Source organism: Novosphingobium jiangmenense, from assembly GCF_015694345.1.
GTDB classification, from domain to species: Bacteria; Pseudomonadota; Alphaproteobacteria; order Sphingomonadales; family Sphingomonadaceae; genus Novosphingobium; species Novosphingobium jiangmenense.
This window is the reverse complement of sequence record NZ_JADQDC010000011.1, coordinates 64315-81333: the sequence shown is the minus strand read 5'-3', so window position 1 is coordinate 81333 and position 17019 is coordinate 64315. Positions and strand designations below refer to the sequence as shown.

The 17019-nt window shown below is 64.5% G+C and carries 12 protein-coding genes; 9 read left to right on the top strand and 3 right to left on the bottom strand.

What is annotated here, in order from left to right:
- Window positions 1-12: 12 nt before the first annotated feature.
- The 3 genes from I2488_RS15140 to I2488_RS15130 are packed head-to-tail and all read right to left on the bottom strand — an operon-like array spanning window position 13 to window position 3880.
- Window positions 13-1485 (bottom strand): glycerol kinase, encoded by a 1473-nt coding sequence (locus I2488_RS15140; protein WP_196276650.1) that lies wholly within the window; start codon window positions 1483-1485, stop codon window positions 13-15.
- Window positions 1482-2969 carry a glycerol-3-phosphate dehydrogenase gene (gene glpD, locus I2488_RS15135; protein WP_214652407.1) on the bottom strand — a complete coding sequence of 496 codons (1488 nt, stop codon included), beginning with the start codon at window positions 2967-2969 and terminating at the stop codon, window positions 1482-1484. Before glpD ends, I2488_RS15140 begins: the two co-directional genes overlap by 4 nt.
- Window positions 2966-3880 (bottom strand): aldo/keto reductase, encoded by a 915-nt coding sequence (locus tag I2488_RS15130; protein ID WP_196276649.1) that lies wholly within the window; start codon window positions 3878-3880, stop codon window positions 2966-2968. Before I2488_RS15130 ends, glpD begins: the two co-directional genes overlap by 4 nt.
- A 220-nt stretch (window positions 3881-4100) precedes the next feature.
- Here I2488_RS15130 and I2488_RS15125 point away from each other — a divergent pair, with 220 nt between their 5' ends.
- The 9 genes from I2488_RS15125 (at window position 4101) to I2488_RS15085 (ending at window position 17018) form a co-directional block, all read left to right on the top strand.
- The gene (locus I2488_RS15125) at window positions 4101-6320 is read left to right on the top strand and encodes a beta-glucosidase family protein (RefSeq protein ID WP_196276648.1); all 2220 of its coding nucleotides are present in this window, start codon (window positions 4101-4103) and stop codon (window positions 6318-6320) included.
- 13 nt (window positions 6321-6333) lie between these two features.
- Window positions 6334-8082 (top strand): sulfatase family protein, encoded by a 1749-nt coding sequence (locus tag I2488_RS15120; protein WP_196276647.1) that lies wholly within the window; start codon window positions 6334-6336, stop codon window positions 8080-8082.
- 189 nt (window positions 8083-8271) lie between these two features.
- Window positions 8272-9726: a carboxylesterase/lipase family protein gene (locus tag I2488_RS15115; RefSeq protein WP_246465696.1), complete on the top strand. Its 1455-nt coding sequence runs from the start codon at window positions 8272-8274 to the stop codon at window positions 9724-9726.
- Between the two features lie 10 nt (window positions 9727-9736).
- Window positions 9737-10510, top strand: a complete 774-nt coding sequence (locus I2488_RS15110; protein WP_196276645.1) for an SDR family NAD(P)-dependent oxidoreductase — start codon at window positions 9737-9739, stop codon at window positions 10508-10510.
- Window positions 10511-10635: 125 nt separating this feature from the next.
- Complete coding sequence (locus tag I2488_RS15105) at window positions 10636-12816, top strand: TonB-dependent receptor (RefSeq protein ID WP_196276644.1); 2181 nt, start codon at window positions 10636-10638, stop codon at window positions 12814-12816.
- A gap of 2 nt (window positions 12817-12818) precedes the next feature.
- On the top strand, window positions 12819-14222 hold the full coding sequence (locus I2488_RS15100) for an FAD-binding oxidoreductase (RefSeq protein ID WP_196276643.1): 1404 nt from the start codon (window positions 12819-12821) through the stop codon (window positions 14220-14222).
- A complete protein-coding gene (locus I2488_RS15095; protein WP_343071086.1) occupies window positions 14219-15517 on the top strand; it encodes an MFS transporter in 1299 nt (432 codons plus the stop codon). Before I2488_RS15100 ends, I2488_RS15095 begins: the two co-directional genes overlap by 4 nt.
- A gap of 50 nt (window positions 15518-15567) precedes the next feature.
- Window positions 15568-16326 (top strand): helix-turn-helix transcriptional regulator, encoded by a 759-nt coding sequence (locus I2488_RS15090; RefSeq protein ID WP_196276642.1) that lies wholly within the window; start codon window positions 15568-15570, stop codon window positions 16324-16326.
- Window positions 16323-17018: a FadR/GntR family transcriptional regulator gene (locus I2488_RS15085; protein ID WP_196276641.1), complete on the top strand. Its 696-nt coding sequence runs from the start codon at window positions 16323-16325 to the stop codon at window positions 17016-17018. Before I2488_RS15090 ends, I2488_RS15085 begins: the two co-directional genes overlap by 4 nt.
- Window position 17019: the final 1 nt, after the last annotated feature.

Here is a 17019-nt window from a genome sequence, read left to right as displayed (position 1 = left end):
TTCCGAACTGGATCAGTCGCGAGGCATCCCGATCGCGGCACGCCAGGCGACAAGACGCTCGCCCCGCTCGACCTCGCCCATGCGCGGCTCGAACACGTCTGTGCGCGATACGAAGCTGCGAGCGGCGTTGAGGTCGGGGAACAAGTCGGCACCGATGGCAGCGAGGATGGCGGCGCCGCGGGCAGTGGTTTCGACATCGGTGGGCCTCTCGCAGCGCAAGCCGAGGACGTTGGCGATGTCCTGGGCCAGCCAGTCGTTGGCGCTCATGCCGCCGTCGAGGCGCAGCACTTCCCATCCCGCACCGTCGGCCGCGTAGGCGCGGGCGAGGTCGTGGAAGACGTGGGCGATGGATTCGAGGGCAGCGCGGGCGATGTGGGCGCGGCTGGCGGCGAAGGTCAGGCCGGTCACGCTGGCGCGGGCTTCAGGCTGCCAGTAGGGCGCGCCCAGCCCTGAGAGCGCGGGGACGAAGACGACGCCGGCGCTGTCTGGCACCGAGCGGGCCAGCGTCTCGCTTTCGGCGGAGCTTGACAGCATGCCGAGGCTGTCGCGCAGCCACTTGATCACGCTGCCAGCGGCAAAGACCGAGCCTTCGAGCGCGTAGGTCCGCACGCCGTCCAGCTCGCACAGCACGGTGCCGAGCAGGCGGTGCGTGGAAAGTGGCGGGGTGATGCCCATGTTCGAGAGGATGAATGCGCCGGTGCCGAGAGTGGCCTTGGCCTCGCCTTTGGCAAAACAGCCTTGGCCGATAGTCGCGGCCTGCTGGTCTCCGGCAAGGCCGGTGATGGCAATGGGTGCGCCGAACATGTCCGGCAGGGTGCGCCCGAACGCGCCCGCACTGGGGACGACTTCGGGGAGCGCGGAGCGGGGCACGCCGAACAGGTCACACAGGCCGTCGTCCCACGTGCTGCCGACGAGCGGGAAGAGTGAGGTGCGGCTGGCGTTGGACACGTCGGAGATGTGCAGGCCCCCGGTCAGCTTCCACACCAGCCAGCTTTCGACCGTGCCGAAGGCGAGGCGGTCACCGAGCGCGGCGGCTTCCGGCACATTGCGCAAGATCCACGCCATCTTGCTGGCGGAGAAATAAGGATCGAGCAGGAGGCCGGTGGTCTTCTGGATCGCGGCTTCGTGGCCGGCATCACGAAGAGCGCGGCACTGTTCGTCGGTGCGGCGGTCCTGCCAGACGATGGCGCGAGTCACGGGATCGCCGCTCTGACGGTCCCACGCGACGACGGTCTCGCGCTGGTTGGTCACGCCGATGCCGGCGATGCGCGAAGGACCGCCGGCGCGTTCGACCATGGCGCGGGCGCAGCGCAGGGTGCGCTCCCAGATCTCGGCGGCGTCATGTTCGACGAGGCCGGGGGAGGGGTAGTATTGGGTCAGTTCCTCCTGGGCGATGGCGAGGACGTCACCGGCTGCGGAATAGAGGATCACGCGGGTAGAGGTCGTGCCTTCGTCCAGCACGAGGATGCAGAGGTCATCGCTCATTTCGCGGCATTCTCCCCCATGAAGCGGCGCAGGTTTTCCTGCTGCTCTGCCGACAGGCGCAGGCCAAGCTTGGTGCGCCGCCACAAGACGTCTTCAGCCTCGACCGCCCATTCGCGCGTCATCAGGTACTGAACCTCGCGCGCGGTCAAGCCGTGGCCGAAGTGCTGCCCACAATCCTGCAACCCTTGCGCATCGCCGAGAACCTGAGGCGCGAGCGTGCCGTAGGCATGGATCAGGCGTTCGGCCCAGGAGTGTTCGAGGAAGGGATAGCGGGCCTGCAGATCGGCGATCTGGCGGTCCACTTCGGTCACGCCGAAATCGCCGCCGGGGAGCGGTTTGCTGTCGGTCCAGGGTTCACCGGACAGGGCCGGGACGCGGGTGGCCATGCGGTCCACCGCCTCTTCCGACAGGGTGCGGAAGGTGGTGATCTTGCCGCCGAAGACCGAGAGGATCGGGGCGCCTTCTTCCTCGGGGCTGAGTTCGAAGCGGTAGCCGCGCGTTGCCGCCTCGGGCTTGCCGGAACCGTCATCGACCAGCGGACGCACGCCCGAATAGGTCCACACCACCTCCTCGGGCCGCACCGGCCTGGCGAAGAAGCGGCTGGCGCCTTCGCAGAGGTAGGCGATCTCCTCGGCGCTGGCGACGATGGGATTGCCGGGAATGTGGTCGCGGTCGGTCGTGCCGATCAGGGTGAAGTCGTGCTCGTAGGGGATGGCGAAGAAGATGCGGCCATCGGGGAGCTGGAAGAAGTAGGGGTGGGGGTGGTCGAACAGTTTGGGCACGACGATGTGCGAGCCCCGCACGAGGCGGATCGACTGGGTGTGCTGCTCGCCGCTCCTGTCGAGGATCGAGAGGACTGACGGCCCCGCCGCATTGATCACAGAGCTGGCGCGGAAAGGCCCAAGCGGTGTGTCGATCCGCCACACCTCGCCCTCGCGTTCCAGCGCTTCGACCGGGCAGCGGGTGCGGACATCGGCGCCCTTGTCCGCCGCATCGCGGGCATTGAGCACGACGAGGCGGGCATCATCGACCCAGCCATCGGAATAGACGAAGCCGTGGACGAATTCCGGCTTCAGCGGCTTGCCCGCGGGGTGGCGATCGAGCCGGATGGTCTCGGTGGCGGGCAGGAGCTTGCGCTTGCCGAGGTGGTCGTAGAGGAACAGGCCGAGGCGCAGCAGCCAGCGCGGGCGCAGGCCTTGCACCCATGGCAGCACGAAGCGCATCGGCCAGATGATGTGGGGGGCAATCGCCCAGAGCTTCTCGCGCTCGCCCAGCGCCTCGCGGACGAGGCCGAATTCGTAGTGTTCGAGATAGCGCAGGCCGCCATGGATCAGCTTGCTGGAATTGGACGAGGTGCCGCTGGCAAGGTCGCGCGCTTCGAGGAGCAGGACGGAGGCGCCGCGCCCTGCCGCATCGCGCGCTATGCCGGTGCCGTTGACGCCGCCGCCGATGACGGCGACGTCGAAGATCCTGTCCTGCTTCAAGGGAGACGCTCGCCCCGCGCCGCGACGAGCACGGCGTACCACTCCGCTCGTGTCCAGCGCACGGTGAGCGCGGCAGCGCCCTCGGCAATGCGCGCTGCCTTCTGCGAGCCGATGATCGGGACGATTCCCGCCGGGTGCGCCATCAGCCACGAATAGGCGGCGACGGCGCGCGAGACGCCCTGCGCGTCGGCCACGGTATCGAGCGCAGAGGCCACGGCCATTTCGCGCTCGGTCTTGGGCCCCGCCAGGCGTCCGCCACCGAGCGGCGACCAGGCCATCGGGGTCAGGCCAAGCTGCATTGCCTGATCGAGTTCGCCGTTCTCGAAGCAGTCGATCCGCAAGGGGCTGATCTCGGGCTGGGTGGTTGCCAGCTTCTCGCCGAGGAAGTGGTTGAGCGCGGCGATCTGGTGGGTGGTGAAGTTGGACACGCCCAGTGCGCGGACCTTGCCCGAGGCCACTGCATCGTCGAGCACGCGGGCGGTCTCGTGCGGGTGGGCGAGGACATCTGGGCGGTGGATCTGCCACAGGTCGATCACGTCGGTCTGCAAGCGGCGCAGCGAATCCTCGATGGCCTTGCGCAGGTAATCCGGGTTTTGGTCATAGGGTAGCGGGGGGAGAATGCCGCCCTTGGTGGCCAGGACCATGCGTGTGCGCAGGGCCGGTTCTGCCGCCAGCACTTCACCGAGCAGCACCTCGGCATCGCCGAATCCGCCATTGCCGTCAAAGCCATAGATGTCGGCGGTGTCGAGGAAGGTGATTCCGGCATCCAGCGCTGCGTGGACCAGCTTTGCCGCATCGGCAGCGCTGCGTCCGTCCTCGGCAAGGCGCCACATCCCCCAGGCAATCGGCGACACGGCAATGCCGGAAGCCCCAAGTGGACGGAAGGCAGGTGGCAAATGCAATTCGCTCATGAAACAGTCCTGTGTGGCGGCGCGACCGATGTGCGCTCGGCGAATGTATAGGGCAGGCGGCGGTACCCGAACAGGCGATCGTCCGCAGCCTTGCGGTCAGGGTGGGCATTGTTGCGCCGAGGTGCAAAAACCGGAGTGACGGGGCAAGGTCGAGCGCGCTAGTGTCGCGTCGTTCGTAGTTTGCCCGGACGGCAGAATCGAAGCCAGCTTGACCTGAAAGATGAGAAATCCGATGCTCCGAAGCAGTGTATCACTTGCAATAGCCGTCTCCTCCATTGCCGTTTCCTCCGCGCATGCCCAGCAGGCGCGTGCGGTTGACATGAAGGCTGCCGACGCCCGCGCCGCCGCGACGGTCAAGCAGATGACGGCCGACGAGAAGGTCGTGTTGACGCATGGCATCATGCCGCTGCCGCTGGGCGGGCCGACGCCGCCGATGCCGGCAGATGCGATTGCCGGTGCCGGGTACATTCCGGGCATCGAACGTCTGGGTATCCCTGCGCTCAAGGAAACCGACGCAAGCCTCGGTGTTTCCTACGTTATGGGTATTCGTCGCGATTTTTCGACAGCGCTGCCATCGGGCGTTGCGCAGGCGGCTTCGTGGAACCCCGACCTGATGTATCGCGGTGGCGCGATGATCGGATCGGAAGCGCGGGCCAAGGGCTTCAACGTGCTTCTGGCGGGCGGCGTCAACCTCATGCGCGATCCGCGCAACGGCCGCACTTTCGAATATCTTGCCGAAGATCCGCTGCTTTCGGGCATGCTGGTGGGCGCGGCGATCCGTGGTGTCCAGTCGAACAACATCATCTCGACGATCAAGCATTTCGCGCTGAACGGGCAGGAGACCGGGCGCAAGTACGTCGACGTCAAGATCAGCGAGAGCGCCGCGCGCGAGAGCGACCTGCTCGCTTTCAAGATCGGCATCGAACAGGGGCAGCCCGGCTCGGTGATGTGCGCCTACAACCGCGTCTGGGGTGAGCAGGCCTGCGCCAGCGACTGGCTGCTCAACAAGGTGCTGAAGCAATCGTGGGGCTACAAGGGCTTCGTGATGTCGGACTGGGGCGCGGTGCCGAACATCGAGGCGGCGCTGAAAGGACTCGACCAGCAGTCGGGCGAGCAGCTCGATCCCGGCGTGTTCTTTGGCGACAAGCTCAAGGACAAGGCCGCCAGCGACCCGACGTGGAAGGCGCGGCTCGATGACATGAACCGTCGCGTGCTGACGGCGATCTATGCGTCGGGTCTCGACAAGAATCCGGCCAAGCCGGGCGGCAAGATCGATTTTGCCGCCAACGGCATGGTGGCCGAGGAAGTGGCCAAGCAAGGCATTGTCCTGCTCAAGAACAACAGCGCACTGCCGCTGGCCAAGAGCGCGAAGTCCATCGCGATCATCGGGGGCTATGCCGATGGTGCCGTGCTTTCTGGCGCTGGCTCCAGCCAGGTGCACGGCGAGGGCGGCCCTGCCGTAGTTCGTCCGGTCGGTGGCAAGGGCGTCTGGGCCGGCTTCATCGCCCAGCAGTACCATCGCTCAAGCCCGATGGACGCGATCCAGGCGCTGGCCAAGGATGCCAAGGTCACCTTCCGCGACGGTCGCTACATCGCCGATGCAGTGGAGAAGGCCAAGCAATCCGAAGTTGCCATCGTCTTTGCCACGCAATGGCAGACTGAAGGTCTCGACGTGCCTGATCTCTCGCTGCCCGATGGTCAGGACGAACTGATCGCCGCGGTGGCTGCGGCAAATCCCAACACGATCGTCGTGCTCGAAACCGGCGGGCCGGTGAAGATGCCGTGGCTGGACAAGGTCGCTGGCGTGGTCGAGGCCTGGTATCCCGGCGCGCGTGGCGGGCCCGCTATCGCTTCGGTGCTGTTCGGCGATACCAACCCTTCGGGCCGCCTGCCGCTGACCTTCCCGGCCAGCGAGGCGCAACTGCCGCGGCCCAAGCTTGATGGCAGCGACTGGGTCGAGCCGGACTTCTCGGGCGGGCCCAGCTCGGGCAGCGACAAGCTCACGGCTGACTACGACATCGAGGGTTCGGATGTCGGCTATCGCTGGTTCGCGAGGCAGGGCGCCAAGCCGCTGTTCCCGTTCGGCTATGGTCTGTCCTACACCACCTTCGACAGCACCGGCCTGAAGGTGAAGGGGCTGACCGCCAGTTTCACCGTCAAGAACACCGGCAAGCGCGAGGGCGCGGAGGTGGCGCAGCTTTACCTTGTGGATCGCGCAGGACAGGCCAAGCGCCGCCTTGCGGGGTTCCAGCGGGTGAACCTCGCCGCCGGTGCATCGCAGACCGTCAACCTGACGATCGACCCCCGCATCCTCGCCGACTGGAAGGATGGCGGCTGGACGATGCCGGCGGGCGAATACACCTTCGCGCTCGGCAAGGACGCCGAGACGCTGGGTACGCCGGTGAAGGTCAAGCTGCCGGCGAAGCGCTGGAAGGACTGAGGACGCCAACGCCATGACTTTTCTGAAGCGGCATCGCCTGCTGGCAACTGTAACTCTTGGCTGCATAGCCATGTCCGCGATGCCTGCTTCAGCAAAGGAGGCACCTGCCGCCTCTGCCGCTGTGCAAACCCAGCAGCAGCGCCCCCGCAACGTGATCTTCATCCTCGTCGACGACTTGCGCTTCGACGGGCTCGGCTTCCTGCAGCCGGGGATCAAGACGCCGAACATCGACCGTCTGGCGGCAGGGGGCAGCTATTTCCCCAATACCCGCGTCACCTCGTCGTTGTGCAGCCCGAGCCGCGCCACGATCCTGACCGGCATGACCGCGCGCAACCATGGCGTGGTCGACAACAACAACTCTTCGGAAGAGGGCCTGACCTTCTTCCCCAAGTACCTGCAGGGGCAGGGCTACCAGACCGCATTCTTCGGCAAGTGGCACATGGGCAACGATACCGCCTCGCCGCGCCCCGGTTTCGACAAGTGGCTCAGCTTCAGCGGGCAGGGCAATTACTACCCCAACACCGGCATCCCCGATGCGCAATTCGCCAAAGGCGTGGTCCACAAATACAACGTCGATGGCAAAGAAGTGCCGCAGAAGGGCTACATCACCGACGAGTTGACCGACTATGCGATGAACTGGCTGACCAAGGAGCGCGATCCGAAGAAGCCGTTCTTCCTCTATCTCAGCCACAAGGCGGTGCATTCCGACCCGCTGCCGCCGCCCCGCTACGCCCACCAGTACGACAACTTCCAGTTCAGGCTGCCCGCGAGCGCCGCAAACACGCCCGAGAACTACAAGGGCAAGCCGCGCTGGGTCTATGACCAGCGCAATACCTGGCACGGCATCGACTTCTACTACAATTCCGACATGCCGATGACCGAGTACCTCAAGTACTACTACGCGACGTTATCGGCAGTGGACGACAGCGTCGGCCGGATCATGCAGTACCTGAAGAAGGCGGGCCTCGAGAAGGACACGCTGGTCGTGTTCACGTCCGACAACGGGTTCCAGGTTGGCGAGCATGGGCTGATCGACAAGCGCACTGCCTATGAAGCCTCGGTCAAGGTGCCGCTGGTGATGTATGAGCCGGGCACCGTGCCCGCAGGAGTGGTCAACACCGGAGCGATCCGCAACCTCGATTTCGCGCCCACGTTCCTCGATCTCGCCGGCGCGCCAAAGCCAGCGCAGTTCGAAGGCAAGAGCGCCTGGCCGCTGATAACCGGCAAGGTCGCGGCGAAGGACTGGCAGGCGCCCGACTTCACCTACGAATACTACTGGGAATGGACCTTCCCGCAGACGCCCGGCACTTTCGCGATCCAGCGCGGCAATCTGAAATACATCCAGTACTACGGCGTCTACGACATCGATGAACTCTATGATGTCGCGGCCGACCCGGACGAGATGCAAAACCTTGCCGAGGACCCCAAGTACCTCTCGGCGAAGATCGAGTTGCGCAAGGCGCTTTACGCCCAGCTCGCCAACTCCCAGGGCAAGCACGTCATTCCCTACACGCAGCGCCAGTCGATCGGCGCGGTGCGGCGCAATCGCAACGGCACTGGTGCGGCGCCATTCCCTGACGAATGGCTGGTCGAACCGAACCGCGAGGACAGGCTTGATCCGATCGTCAACGACAGCCTTGCCAAACAGGCCGCGCATGATCGAGGCGAGAACTTCCTCCCCGCGCCGATCGTCGGACAAGGCACCAATAGCGTCGAGCACGGCGTGAAGAGCCTGCCCGACAAGCCCGCCAACTCGCACTGACGGCGCGAGACGGGCGCTTGTTTTGCAAGTTTGCCAGCAGGTTGCCGGACAGGGCAATAGTGCTGCAACCGGCCAGGCTTCTTTGTTGGCATACCAAGTCTGCTGATCGGCATAACGAATCCGGTGGAGTGCTTCGCCCGCTCAACGCACAATGCAGTGATGAGCAGCGAACGATTTACACCCGTCGTCATGACGGATTCTGGGCCGGTCCGGGGGCGCGTTGCGGGTGGCGTGGCGACCTATCTTGGGCTGCCTTACGCGGCACCGCCGGTTCGTTTCGAAATGCCGACACGCCCCGTCGGCTGGACCGAGGTACTTGATGCCACCGAGCGCGGTCCGACGGCGCCTCACGTGGTGCGCCCGTTTCCCAACCTCGATGTCGTGCCCCTGGTCGGAACGGGCAGCGACGGCAGCGACGGCGATTATCTGCGCCTGAACATCTGGGCGCCCGAGAATGCGCAACGGGCGCCTGTGATGGTCTGGGTGCATGGCGGCGGCTTTGTCGTCGGCAGCAAGGATGCTCCCATCAGCGACGGCACCGAGTTTGCCCGATCCGGGGTCGTATGCGTTGCGATAAACTATCGCATGGGGATCGACGGGTTCCTCCCGGTGCCTGGCGTGCCGACCAACCTTGGCCTGCGGGACATGCTCTTCGCGCTGCGCTGGGTGCAGGACAACATCGCAGCGTTTGGCGGCGATCCTGCAAATGTCACCGCTTTCGGCGAGAGCGCCGGAGCAATGGCAATCGCGAATCTGGTTACCTCGCCGCTGGCCAAAGGTCTGTTCAAGCGGGCGATCATCCAGAGCGGCCATGGGGCCATGGTCCGGGACATCCCTGTCGCGCAACGACTTGTGCGCAAGCTCGCTCGGTTGCTGGGAGTCTCGCCCGATGCGGATGGCTTTCGCAGCGTTTCGCACCCTTCCGCCATGGCCGCGCTGGAGAAGGTTGCCAAGCCGACGGCAATCGACTTGCGTGACGCGAACGGCTTCGAGCCGGTCTTCGGGATCAGTCGCTTCATTCCTGTCTGGGGCGATGATGTCCTGCCGATGAAGCCGGTGGAAGCCTTGCGGCAAGGAGCCGGTGCGGAAATCGACATCCTGATCGGAACCAATACCGAAGAGATGAACCTGTACTTCGTGCCGACAGCAGTGCGGGACAAGATCCCTGGTGTGCTGGCGTGGTGGCTGCTCTCCCGTTCGCTGCCGAGTGCCCGCAAGGCGCTCAAGGCTTACGGGTGGGGGCGGAAGGGCGTGCGTCCCGGTGCTGCGATGACCCGTGCCATGTCCGACCTCGTGTTCCGTTGGCCGGCCCGGCAATATGCCTCTGCCCATCGTGGTCGGACGCACGTTTACGAGATGGAATGGGGCTCGCCTGCTTGTGGCGGGAAGTTGGGCGCATGCCACGGGATCGAACTTCCGTTCGTGTTCAAGACCCTCGACATCGCGACCGGGCCTGAGGGACTGGTGGGCGAAGCGCCTCCGGCCGAGCTGGCCGAAACAGCTCATTCGATCTGGGTGAACTTCGCAACCGACGGCACCCTGCCATGGCGCCACTGGAATGGAGACCGGCTGGTCTACCAACTGGCGGCGGGGGATACCGTGGTTGAACCCCCGATGGCAGCAGCCCATTTCCTGCCCGGTTAAGGGATTCTCCATGTACCTGGAAAAACTGCGGCTCGACGGCCGCACCGCCTTTGTTACCGGCGGGGCGCAGGGGATCGGCCTTGCCAGTGCGCATGCTCTGGGCGAGGCCGGGGCTCGCGTGACCATTGCCGATTGCGATGCGGGGAGACTGCAGCAAGGTCTGGAGTCGCTGCGTGGGGCGGGCATCGAAGCGGCGGGCTGCGAGATGGACGTGACCGACTCCCAAGCGGTGCAGCGGGCGGCGGATGCCATGGTGGCGCGCGAAGGGCGGATCGACATCCTCGTGAACAACGCCGGCATCGCGCGGAGTGAGACGCCTGCCGAAGACGTTGCCGACGAGCATTGGCTGAACGTGCTCGACGTCAACCTCAACGGCAGCTTCTGGTGCGCGCGGGCTTTCGGTCGGCATATGCTCGACGCAGGGTGCGGCAGCATCGTCAACGTCGGGTCGATGAGCGGGCTCATCGTCAATCGCCCGCAGCCGCAGAGTTACTACAACGCCTCGAAAGCTGCCGTACACCAGCTCACGCGCAGCCTTGCAGCCGAATGGGCGGACCGGGGCGTGCGCGTGAATGCCGTGGCTCCGACTTACATCGCAACGCCGTTGAACGCTTTTGCCGACAAGTCCGGAGAAATGTATCGCCGCTGGATCGATGGCACTCCGCAGGGGCGCTTGGGCGAACCTGAAGAAGTGGCGGCAGTGGTGCTGTTTCTGGCCTCCGACATGGCTTCCCTGCTGACCGGAAGCATCGTGGTCGCAGATGGGGGCTACACCTGCTGGTGAGCGCAACGGCGTCGTCGTGCAAAGCCTGTCTGACGATCTGCACAGCCTGAAAACCTTTCATATAGGTCTGAGGGCTGTCATACAGGTCGCCGAGAAAAGAGACAGGACAGGCAGAGGACCCCGACATGCTTTCACTTCGCTACGCCATTCTTGCAGGTACTGCGGCCGTTTCCGCACTTGGCCCGGTGCAGGCTTATGGCCAGTCGCAAGCTTCAGCGACTGTCGCTGACGAAGGTTCGGCTGAAACCACGACCGACGCCTCGATTGTCGTCACGGCGCGCAAGCGTGCGGAGACGATCAAGGACGTTCCGGCAGCCGTCACGGCGATCACCGGGGATACCCTTGCGGAGCGCGGGCTGAATTCGGTTCGCGAGGCGGCGGTCCTGTCGCCGGGCCTCAACATCAACAGCGACGGTGCGGGGCGTGCCTTTGTGGCTATTCGTGGCGTCGGCGTCACCCTCGTACAGTCGGTCCAGCCCGGTGTCGGCCTGTTCGTCGACGGCATCTATCGGCCGAACACCGCCTACCTCAACAACCCGCTGGTAGACGTCGAGCGCATTGAAGTGCTGCGCGGACCGCAGGGGACGCTCTACGGCAAGAACACGCTGGGCGGCGCGATCAACGTGATCACGCGCCAGCCAGGCAACGACCTGGCGGTCAGAGCCAGCGCAAGTTACGCCGGGCCGGACAACCAGTTCATCGCAGCCGGTTCGATATCCTCGCCTCTGGTGCAGGATCTGCTTTCGGTCCGCATCGCAGCATCGCACCAGCAGCAGGACGGCTTTGCCCGCAACACGCTGCTGAACAAGCACGGCAATCCGCTCAACAGCGACTCCATCAACGGGACGCTGCGGTTTACACCCGGCGCCGCCGAATTGACCGTGAACGGCTATTATGACTGGATCGACTCGGTCAACATTCCCTATTCCCGCGTCAGTGGCCCGCAGGCGTACTCCCGCGATCTGACCTTCAACACGCTCAATCAGGTCAAGTACAAGTACCGTGGCATCAATGCCAAGCTCGCGGTGCCGATCGATGTACTGTCGAGCAAGCTGACCCTGATCGGCGCCTGGGACGCGCGCTCGGCCACCAACGTCGAAAGCGACGTGGATTTCGGTCCGGGTGACTTCGCGCGGGCGAAGGGCGGTGACGAACTGCGAACCAAGACCGTTGAGATGCGTCTCGACAGCGACATTTCCTCGACCCTTTCGACATTGGTTGGCGTGTTCTACAGCCGTGAAGAGGCCGACGGTGTCGACGCGACCACGCTGTTCCCGGCCTTCACGGGCCTGCCGTTTGCGGTTGTCCGCAACACGGTCAACTCGACGCGGGCAGACACTTACGCCGCCTTCGGCACGGTGTTCTGGAAGCCGACGAGCGATTGGGAAGTCGCACTGGGCCTGCGTTACGATCATGAAAACCGGGTTGCCAATGGCTCGGTGGTCACCGTGCTCGGGCCGCTGGGTTCAACCGGCGGTGCGTTGCCCGCCGCGCGGATCAAGTCCGACGAATGGCAGCCCAAGCTGACGGTCAAGCGCAACTGGTCGTCCTCGCTGATGACCTATGCGTCGGTCGCCCGCGGCTATCGCGGGGGTGGCTTCAATGCGCCAACGGCGCCGACCCGGACCTATCGCGGCGATAGCGCGTGGACTTACGAGCTGGGCGCCAAGTACGCCGCGCCGGATGGCAGCAGCGGTGTGTCCGGTGCGGTATTCTACAACGACTACAAGGACTACATCGGCCTAAACTCGATCGCCCCGGCAGCCGGCGGCGGACTTGTCACGGTCGACCTCAATACGGGCAACGTCGAAAGCTACGGTCTCGAACTTGAAGGCTTCGTCCGTCCGCTCCCGGCCTGGTCAATCCGTGGCGGCCTGACCTTGATGCACGCGCGTCTCACCGACAGTTCGGCTTACACCCAGACGACCGGTCGCCGTCTGGCGTCAGACCGTCTGACGTTCCAGCCCGACTGGTCCGCCAATCTGGCAACCGATTACACCATCGATCTCGGCAAGGACCAGGTCGTGCTCGGCGCCAATCTGACAGGCAAGGGCAAGCGCCTCGCAGCGACCCTGAACCAGACCACCCCGACGACGCTCGATGGTTATTGGCTCGTCGGAGCATCGGCAACCTACCGCACTGGCCCGATCGAGGTTTCGGCGTTCGTGAGCAACCTGTTCAACAAGGGGTACTGGGAAAGCTACATCGAACGCACCACCCTGCAGCTTGCCGGGCTTCCAGCATCGGACCTGGGGATCATGGGGGATGCCCGGCGTTATGGTGTGCGCGCCAGCATGAAGTTCTGAGGATGGCCGAGGTAACTTCATTCGAAGGGCGACGCCTGCCGCCCGACGGATTCCTGTCCGGACTGGAGGCACGCTTCGGCGATCAACTCCAGACCGGGCAGGCGATCCGTGAACAACACGGATCGAGCGAGTCCCATTTCGCCAAGATGGTGCCGGATGCAGTGGTGTTCGCGCAGGACAGGCAGGACGTCGTAGATCTGGTACGGCTCTGTGCGGCGGCGGACGTTCCGATCGTGCCTTTCGGCGCCGGCACATCGATCGAAGGCAACGCGGCGGCGCCCTACGGCGGCGTGTCGCTGGACATGTCGCGGATGAACCGGATCATCGCGGTCAACGATGCGGATTTCGATTGCGTCGTCCAGCCGGGCGTGCGGCGTGAAGAACTGAACCTGCACCTGCGGGACAAGGGCCTGTTCTTCCCCATCGACCCCGGTGCCAACGCGACCATCGGCGGTATGGCATCGACCCGCGCATCGGGCACCAACGCCGTGCGATATGGCACGATGAAGGACGCGATTCTGGGGCTCGAGGTGGTTACCCCGCAAGGCGAGGTTATCCGCACGGCCCGACGGGCGCGCAAATCGGCGGCGGGTTATGATCTTACCCGTCTTTACGTGGGTTCCGAAGGCACGCTCGGCATCATCACCGAGATCAACTTGCGCCTGCATGCGATCCCGGAGGCGATCTCTTCGGCGGTGTGCAGCTTTGCGACGCTGGAAGGTGCGGTCGAGACGGTAGTCCAGTCGATCTATTGCAGCGTGCCACTGGCGCGCATCGAGATTCTCGACGCTTTGCAGATGCGCGCCGTCAATCGCTGGTCGAAGCTGGACTATCCGGAACTGCCGACGCTGTTCTTCGAGTTCCATGGCACCCCCGCGCATGTCGCCGAACAGGTAGCGACAGTCGAGGCACTGGCGAGCGCGAACGGCGGCGGCGACTTTGCATGGTCCGACAAGCCCGAGGAGCGCACACGCCTGTGGCGAGCGCGCCATGAAGCCTATTATGCTGCCATAAACTTGCGGCAGGGCGCAGTCGGCTGGGCGACGGACGTTTGCGTGCCGATGAGCCGGCTCGCCGAGTGCATACTCGAGACGCAGAACGACCTGTCGCAAGCCAGTGTTCCGGCCACGATCCTCGGACACGTGGGCGACGGGAATTTTCACGTTGTCTTCTCCGTCGATCCAAATGCGCCGGATGAACTCGTGGAGGTTGAGGCAATCAACCGCAGGCTGGTCGAGCGCGCACTCGCGATGGACGGTACTTGCACCGGCGAACATGGCATCGGCCTTGGCAAGCAGGACTGGCTCGTGGCCGAACTTGGCAATGCCGTGGAACAGATGCGTCTGATCAAGCGGGCGTTCGACCCGCAGAACCTGCTGAACCCCGGAAAGATCTTTACCCTGTGACAGAAGCGGTGGCCGGCGCAGCCGCACGATCGGTGGATCTGGCCCGACCACGGCACTGGATCGCGCTGCTGGTGCTTGCAGTCGCCATGGCCACCGGCAACATCGCCATGGGCCTGTTCAGTGCGGTGCAGGAGCAGGCGAAGGGCGAACTGGCCCTGAGCGATTTCCAGCTCAGCCTGTTGAGCGGGTTGGCGGTTTCCATTCCCTTGGCCGTTCTGGCGGTGCCCATCGGCCTGATGGTCGATCGCGGAAACAGGGTTCGGCTCCTGTTGTGGACGGCGGTGGCATGGACCATCGGCACGCTGTTGACGGCGGTTGCCGAGAGCATGCCGGTTCTTTTCGCCGCAAGAATGCTGGGTGGCGTGGGCGCCAGCATCTCTACGACGATCGCCATATCTCTCGCATCCGATCTCAGCCTCCCCGCCAATCGCGGTCGGTCGCTGCTGCTTCTGACCGTCGGCAAGTACGGCGGAACGGCACTTGCGTTTTCGCTAGGGGGATGGCTGCTCGGACACTTTCTCGCCCAAGGAGGGTGGGCCGGCCTCTCGGCCTGGCGGAGCGCTCACCTTGTGGTTGGTGCGCTGAGTCTTGTTCTGCTCTTGCCCCTCGCTCGGTTGCGCGAGCCGTTGCGGCAGGAGATCAAGGGCGGTGCAAGGCGCGGTCTGGGCGCCACCCTGCGCGAACTCGCGGCCTATCGCCGCTTTCTCGCGCCGTTGTTCCTTGGCCAGATTGGCGTGATGATGGCCGATGCTGCAGCCGCCATCTGGGCAGCGCCCGTCCTGTCTCGCAGTTATGATGCTTCGCCGCAGCAATTCGGAAGCTGGCTGGGTGCAGTCATCTTCGGCGCCGGCATCCTGGGCTCGCTCGCTGGCGGCTTTGCTGCCGATGCGGGACTGCGAAGCGGGCGGCAAGGGGGCATCCTTGCGGGGGCAATCATCGGTTCGCTGCTTGCACTGCCCGCAGCATTCTTCCCGATTGCCCCTGATATCGGCTGGTTCGCGGCACTGCTCTTCGTGCTGCTGCTTGGCGGGACGGTGACTGGCCTTGTGACTGCCACCGCGATGGCGGTGCTTTTGCCCAACGACCTGCGTGGTCTTGCGATCGGGGTGTTCCTGGCACTCGGCGGCTTGGTCGCATTTGGCATGTCCCCAACGCTCGTCACGGTGGTGAGCACCGCGCTTGGCGGGGAAGGGCGGATCGGCATGGGCTTGGCAATGGTAGGCTTCGCGGCAAGCGCTACCGGATGTGCCGGTTTCTTCATTGCCCGCAGGCATGCACCCCTACCTGTAAGATAGCTCTTGCAAAACCTATCATATAGGTTATTCGAACTTGCGAGGAGTTCGCCATGAAAGAGCTGGTCCAGGTCTCGCATGAAATGGTTACGCTGGTCGGGCACGGCTCAGCGCCGGCTGCCCACTTGCCAGATGGCTGGCTTGCCTTTCTCTTCAGGGTCGGCGGTGAGGGAAAGTCGGGCCTGCTGCACTTCCGCGAGGCGCTGGCAGAGGGTGAGATCGAGGACGCCGTGCTGGTGTTCTTCGTTGCTGCGTCGGCATGTGAGCGGCTGTTTCGGATAAGGCCCGATGGCCCTGCAACCTGGCATCTGCCGAGCCGGCTACTGGCTCTCGCAAACTCGATCATCCACTGCGAGGCGATGGGAGAGGCCGCAACCACGCTGCGCCTTGCCCGCAGCATCGAACTGCTGTGTCAGGTCCATGCGGCGCTTGAAGACGGTGCAACCTTGGTTCCGGTGGAGCGCGACAGCGGGCTCAGCGAACTGGATGTTGCGCGGATCGCCATGGCGCGGCGGGCGCTTGATGATAGCTGGCACGAAAAGCTGACGATCCCCCAGCTTGCCCGTATCGCGGGTGTGAACCGCGACAAACTCGTGCGCGGTTTCCACGAGATCTACGGCACGACGATTGCGCAGGCCCTCACGGAGCGCCGGTTGGCCGAGGCGCGTCAGATGTTGCTGTCTTCGGAACTGCCGGTTTCGACGATCGCCTACCGGTGCTCGTACCTCAACAACGCGTCTTTCACCCGCGCTTTCAGCCGCCGCTATGGCATTGCGCCGTCCGAACTGCGCCGTCAGGGAATCGCAGCATGAAGGCTGGCACGCTGGTTGACAGTGCGGCCGAAGCTGTCCGCGAATACATCCGTCAACATGGCCTCAAGGTGGGCGATGCCCTGCCAGCCGAAGGTGCGTTTGCGGCGGAACTGGGCGTGAGCCGCCCGGTAATGCGCGAGGCGTTTCATGCCTTGGCCGCCTTGAAGATGATCGATGTGGGCAATGGCCGCCGCGCTCGTGTTGCAGCAATCGATGGCTCGGTCATGGCGGCGTCGATCGGCCACGCGGTCTCCACGGCACAAGTCTCGCTGGCCGATGTCTGGGACGTCCGGCGCACTCTGGAACTGCGCACGGCCGAACTTGCAGCGGCCAACCGTTCCGAGGAACAGGCATCGCAAATTCTCAGAGCTGCGCGCGAACTTGAGCATTATCGCGACGAGAACGAGCGAACCCAGGCCGATACCCGCTTCCATCAGTTGATCGCACTCGCCAGCGGCAACCAGCTGTTCTTCCAGATCGTCCGGTCATTCGAACAGATGATGCTTGTAGCCATACCGAAGGCCTGGGCGGGGCGTGAGACGGTCGAGGATCGCGAAGAGTCTCTTGTGCTGCATCGCGAGGTTGCCGAAGCAATTGCGGCACAGGACCCCGAACTGGCGCGAGTGGCAATGGAATCCCATTTTGCGCGTTCTATCGGAGATCTGTTCCGCCAGTCATCTCCGCTCGGGTGAC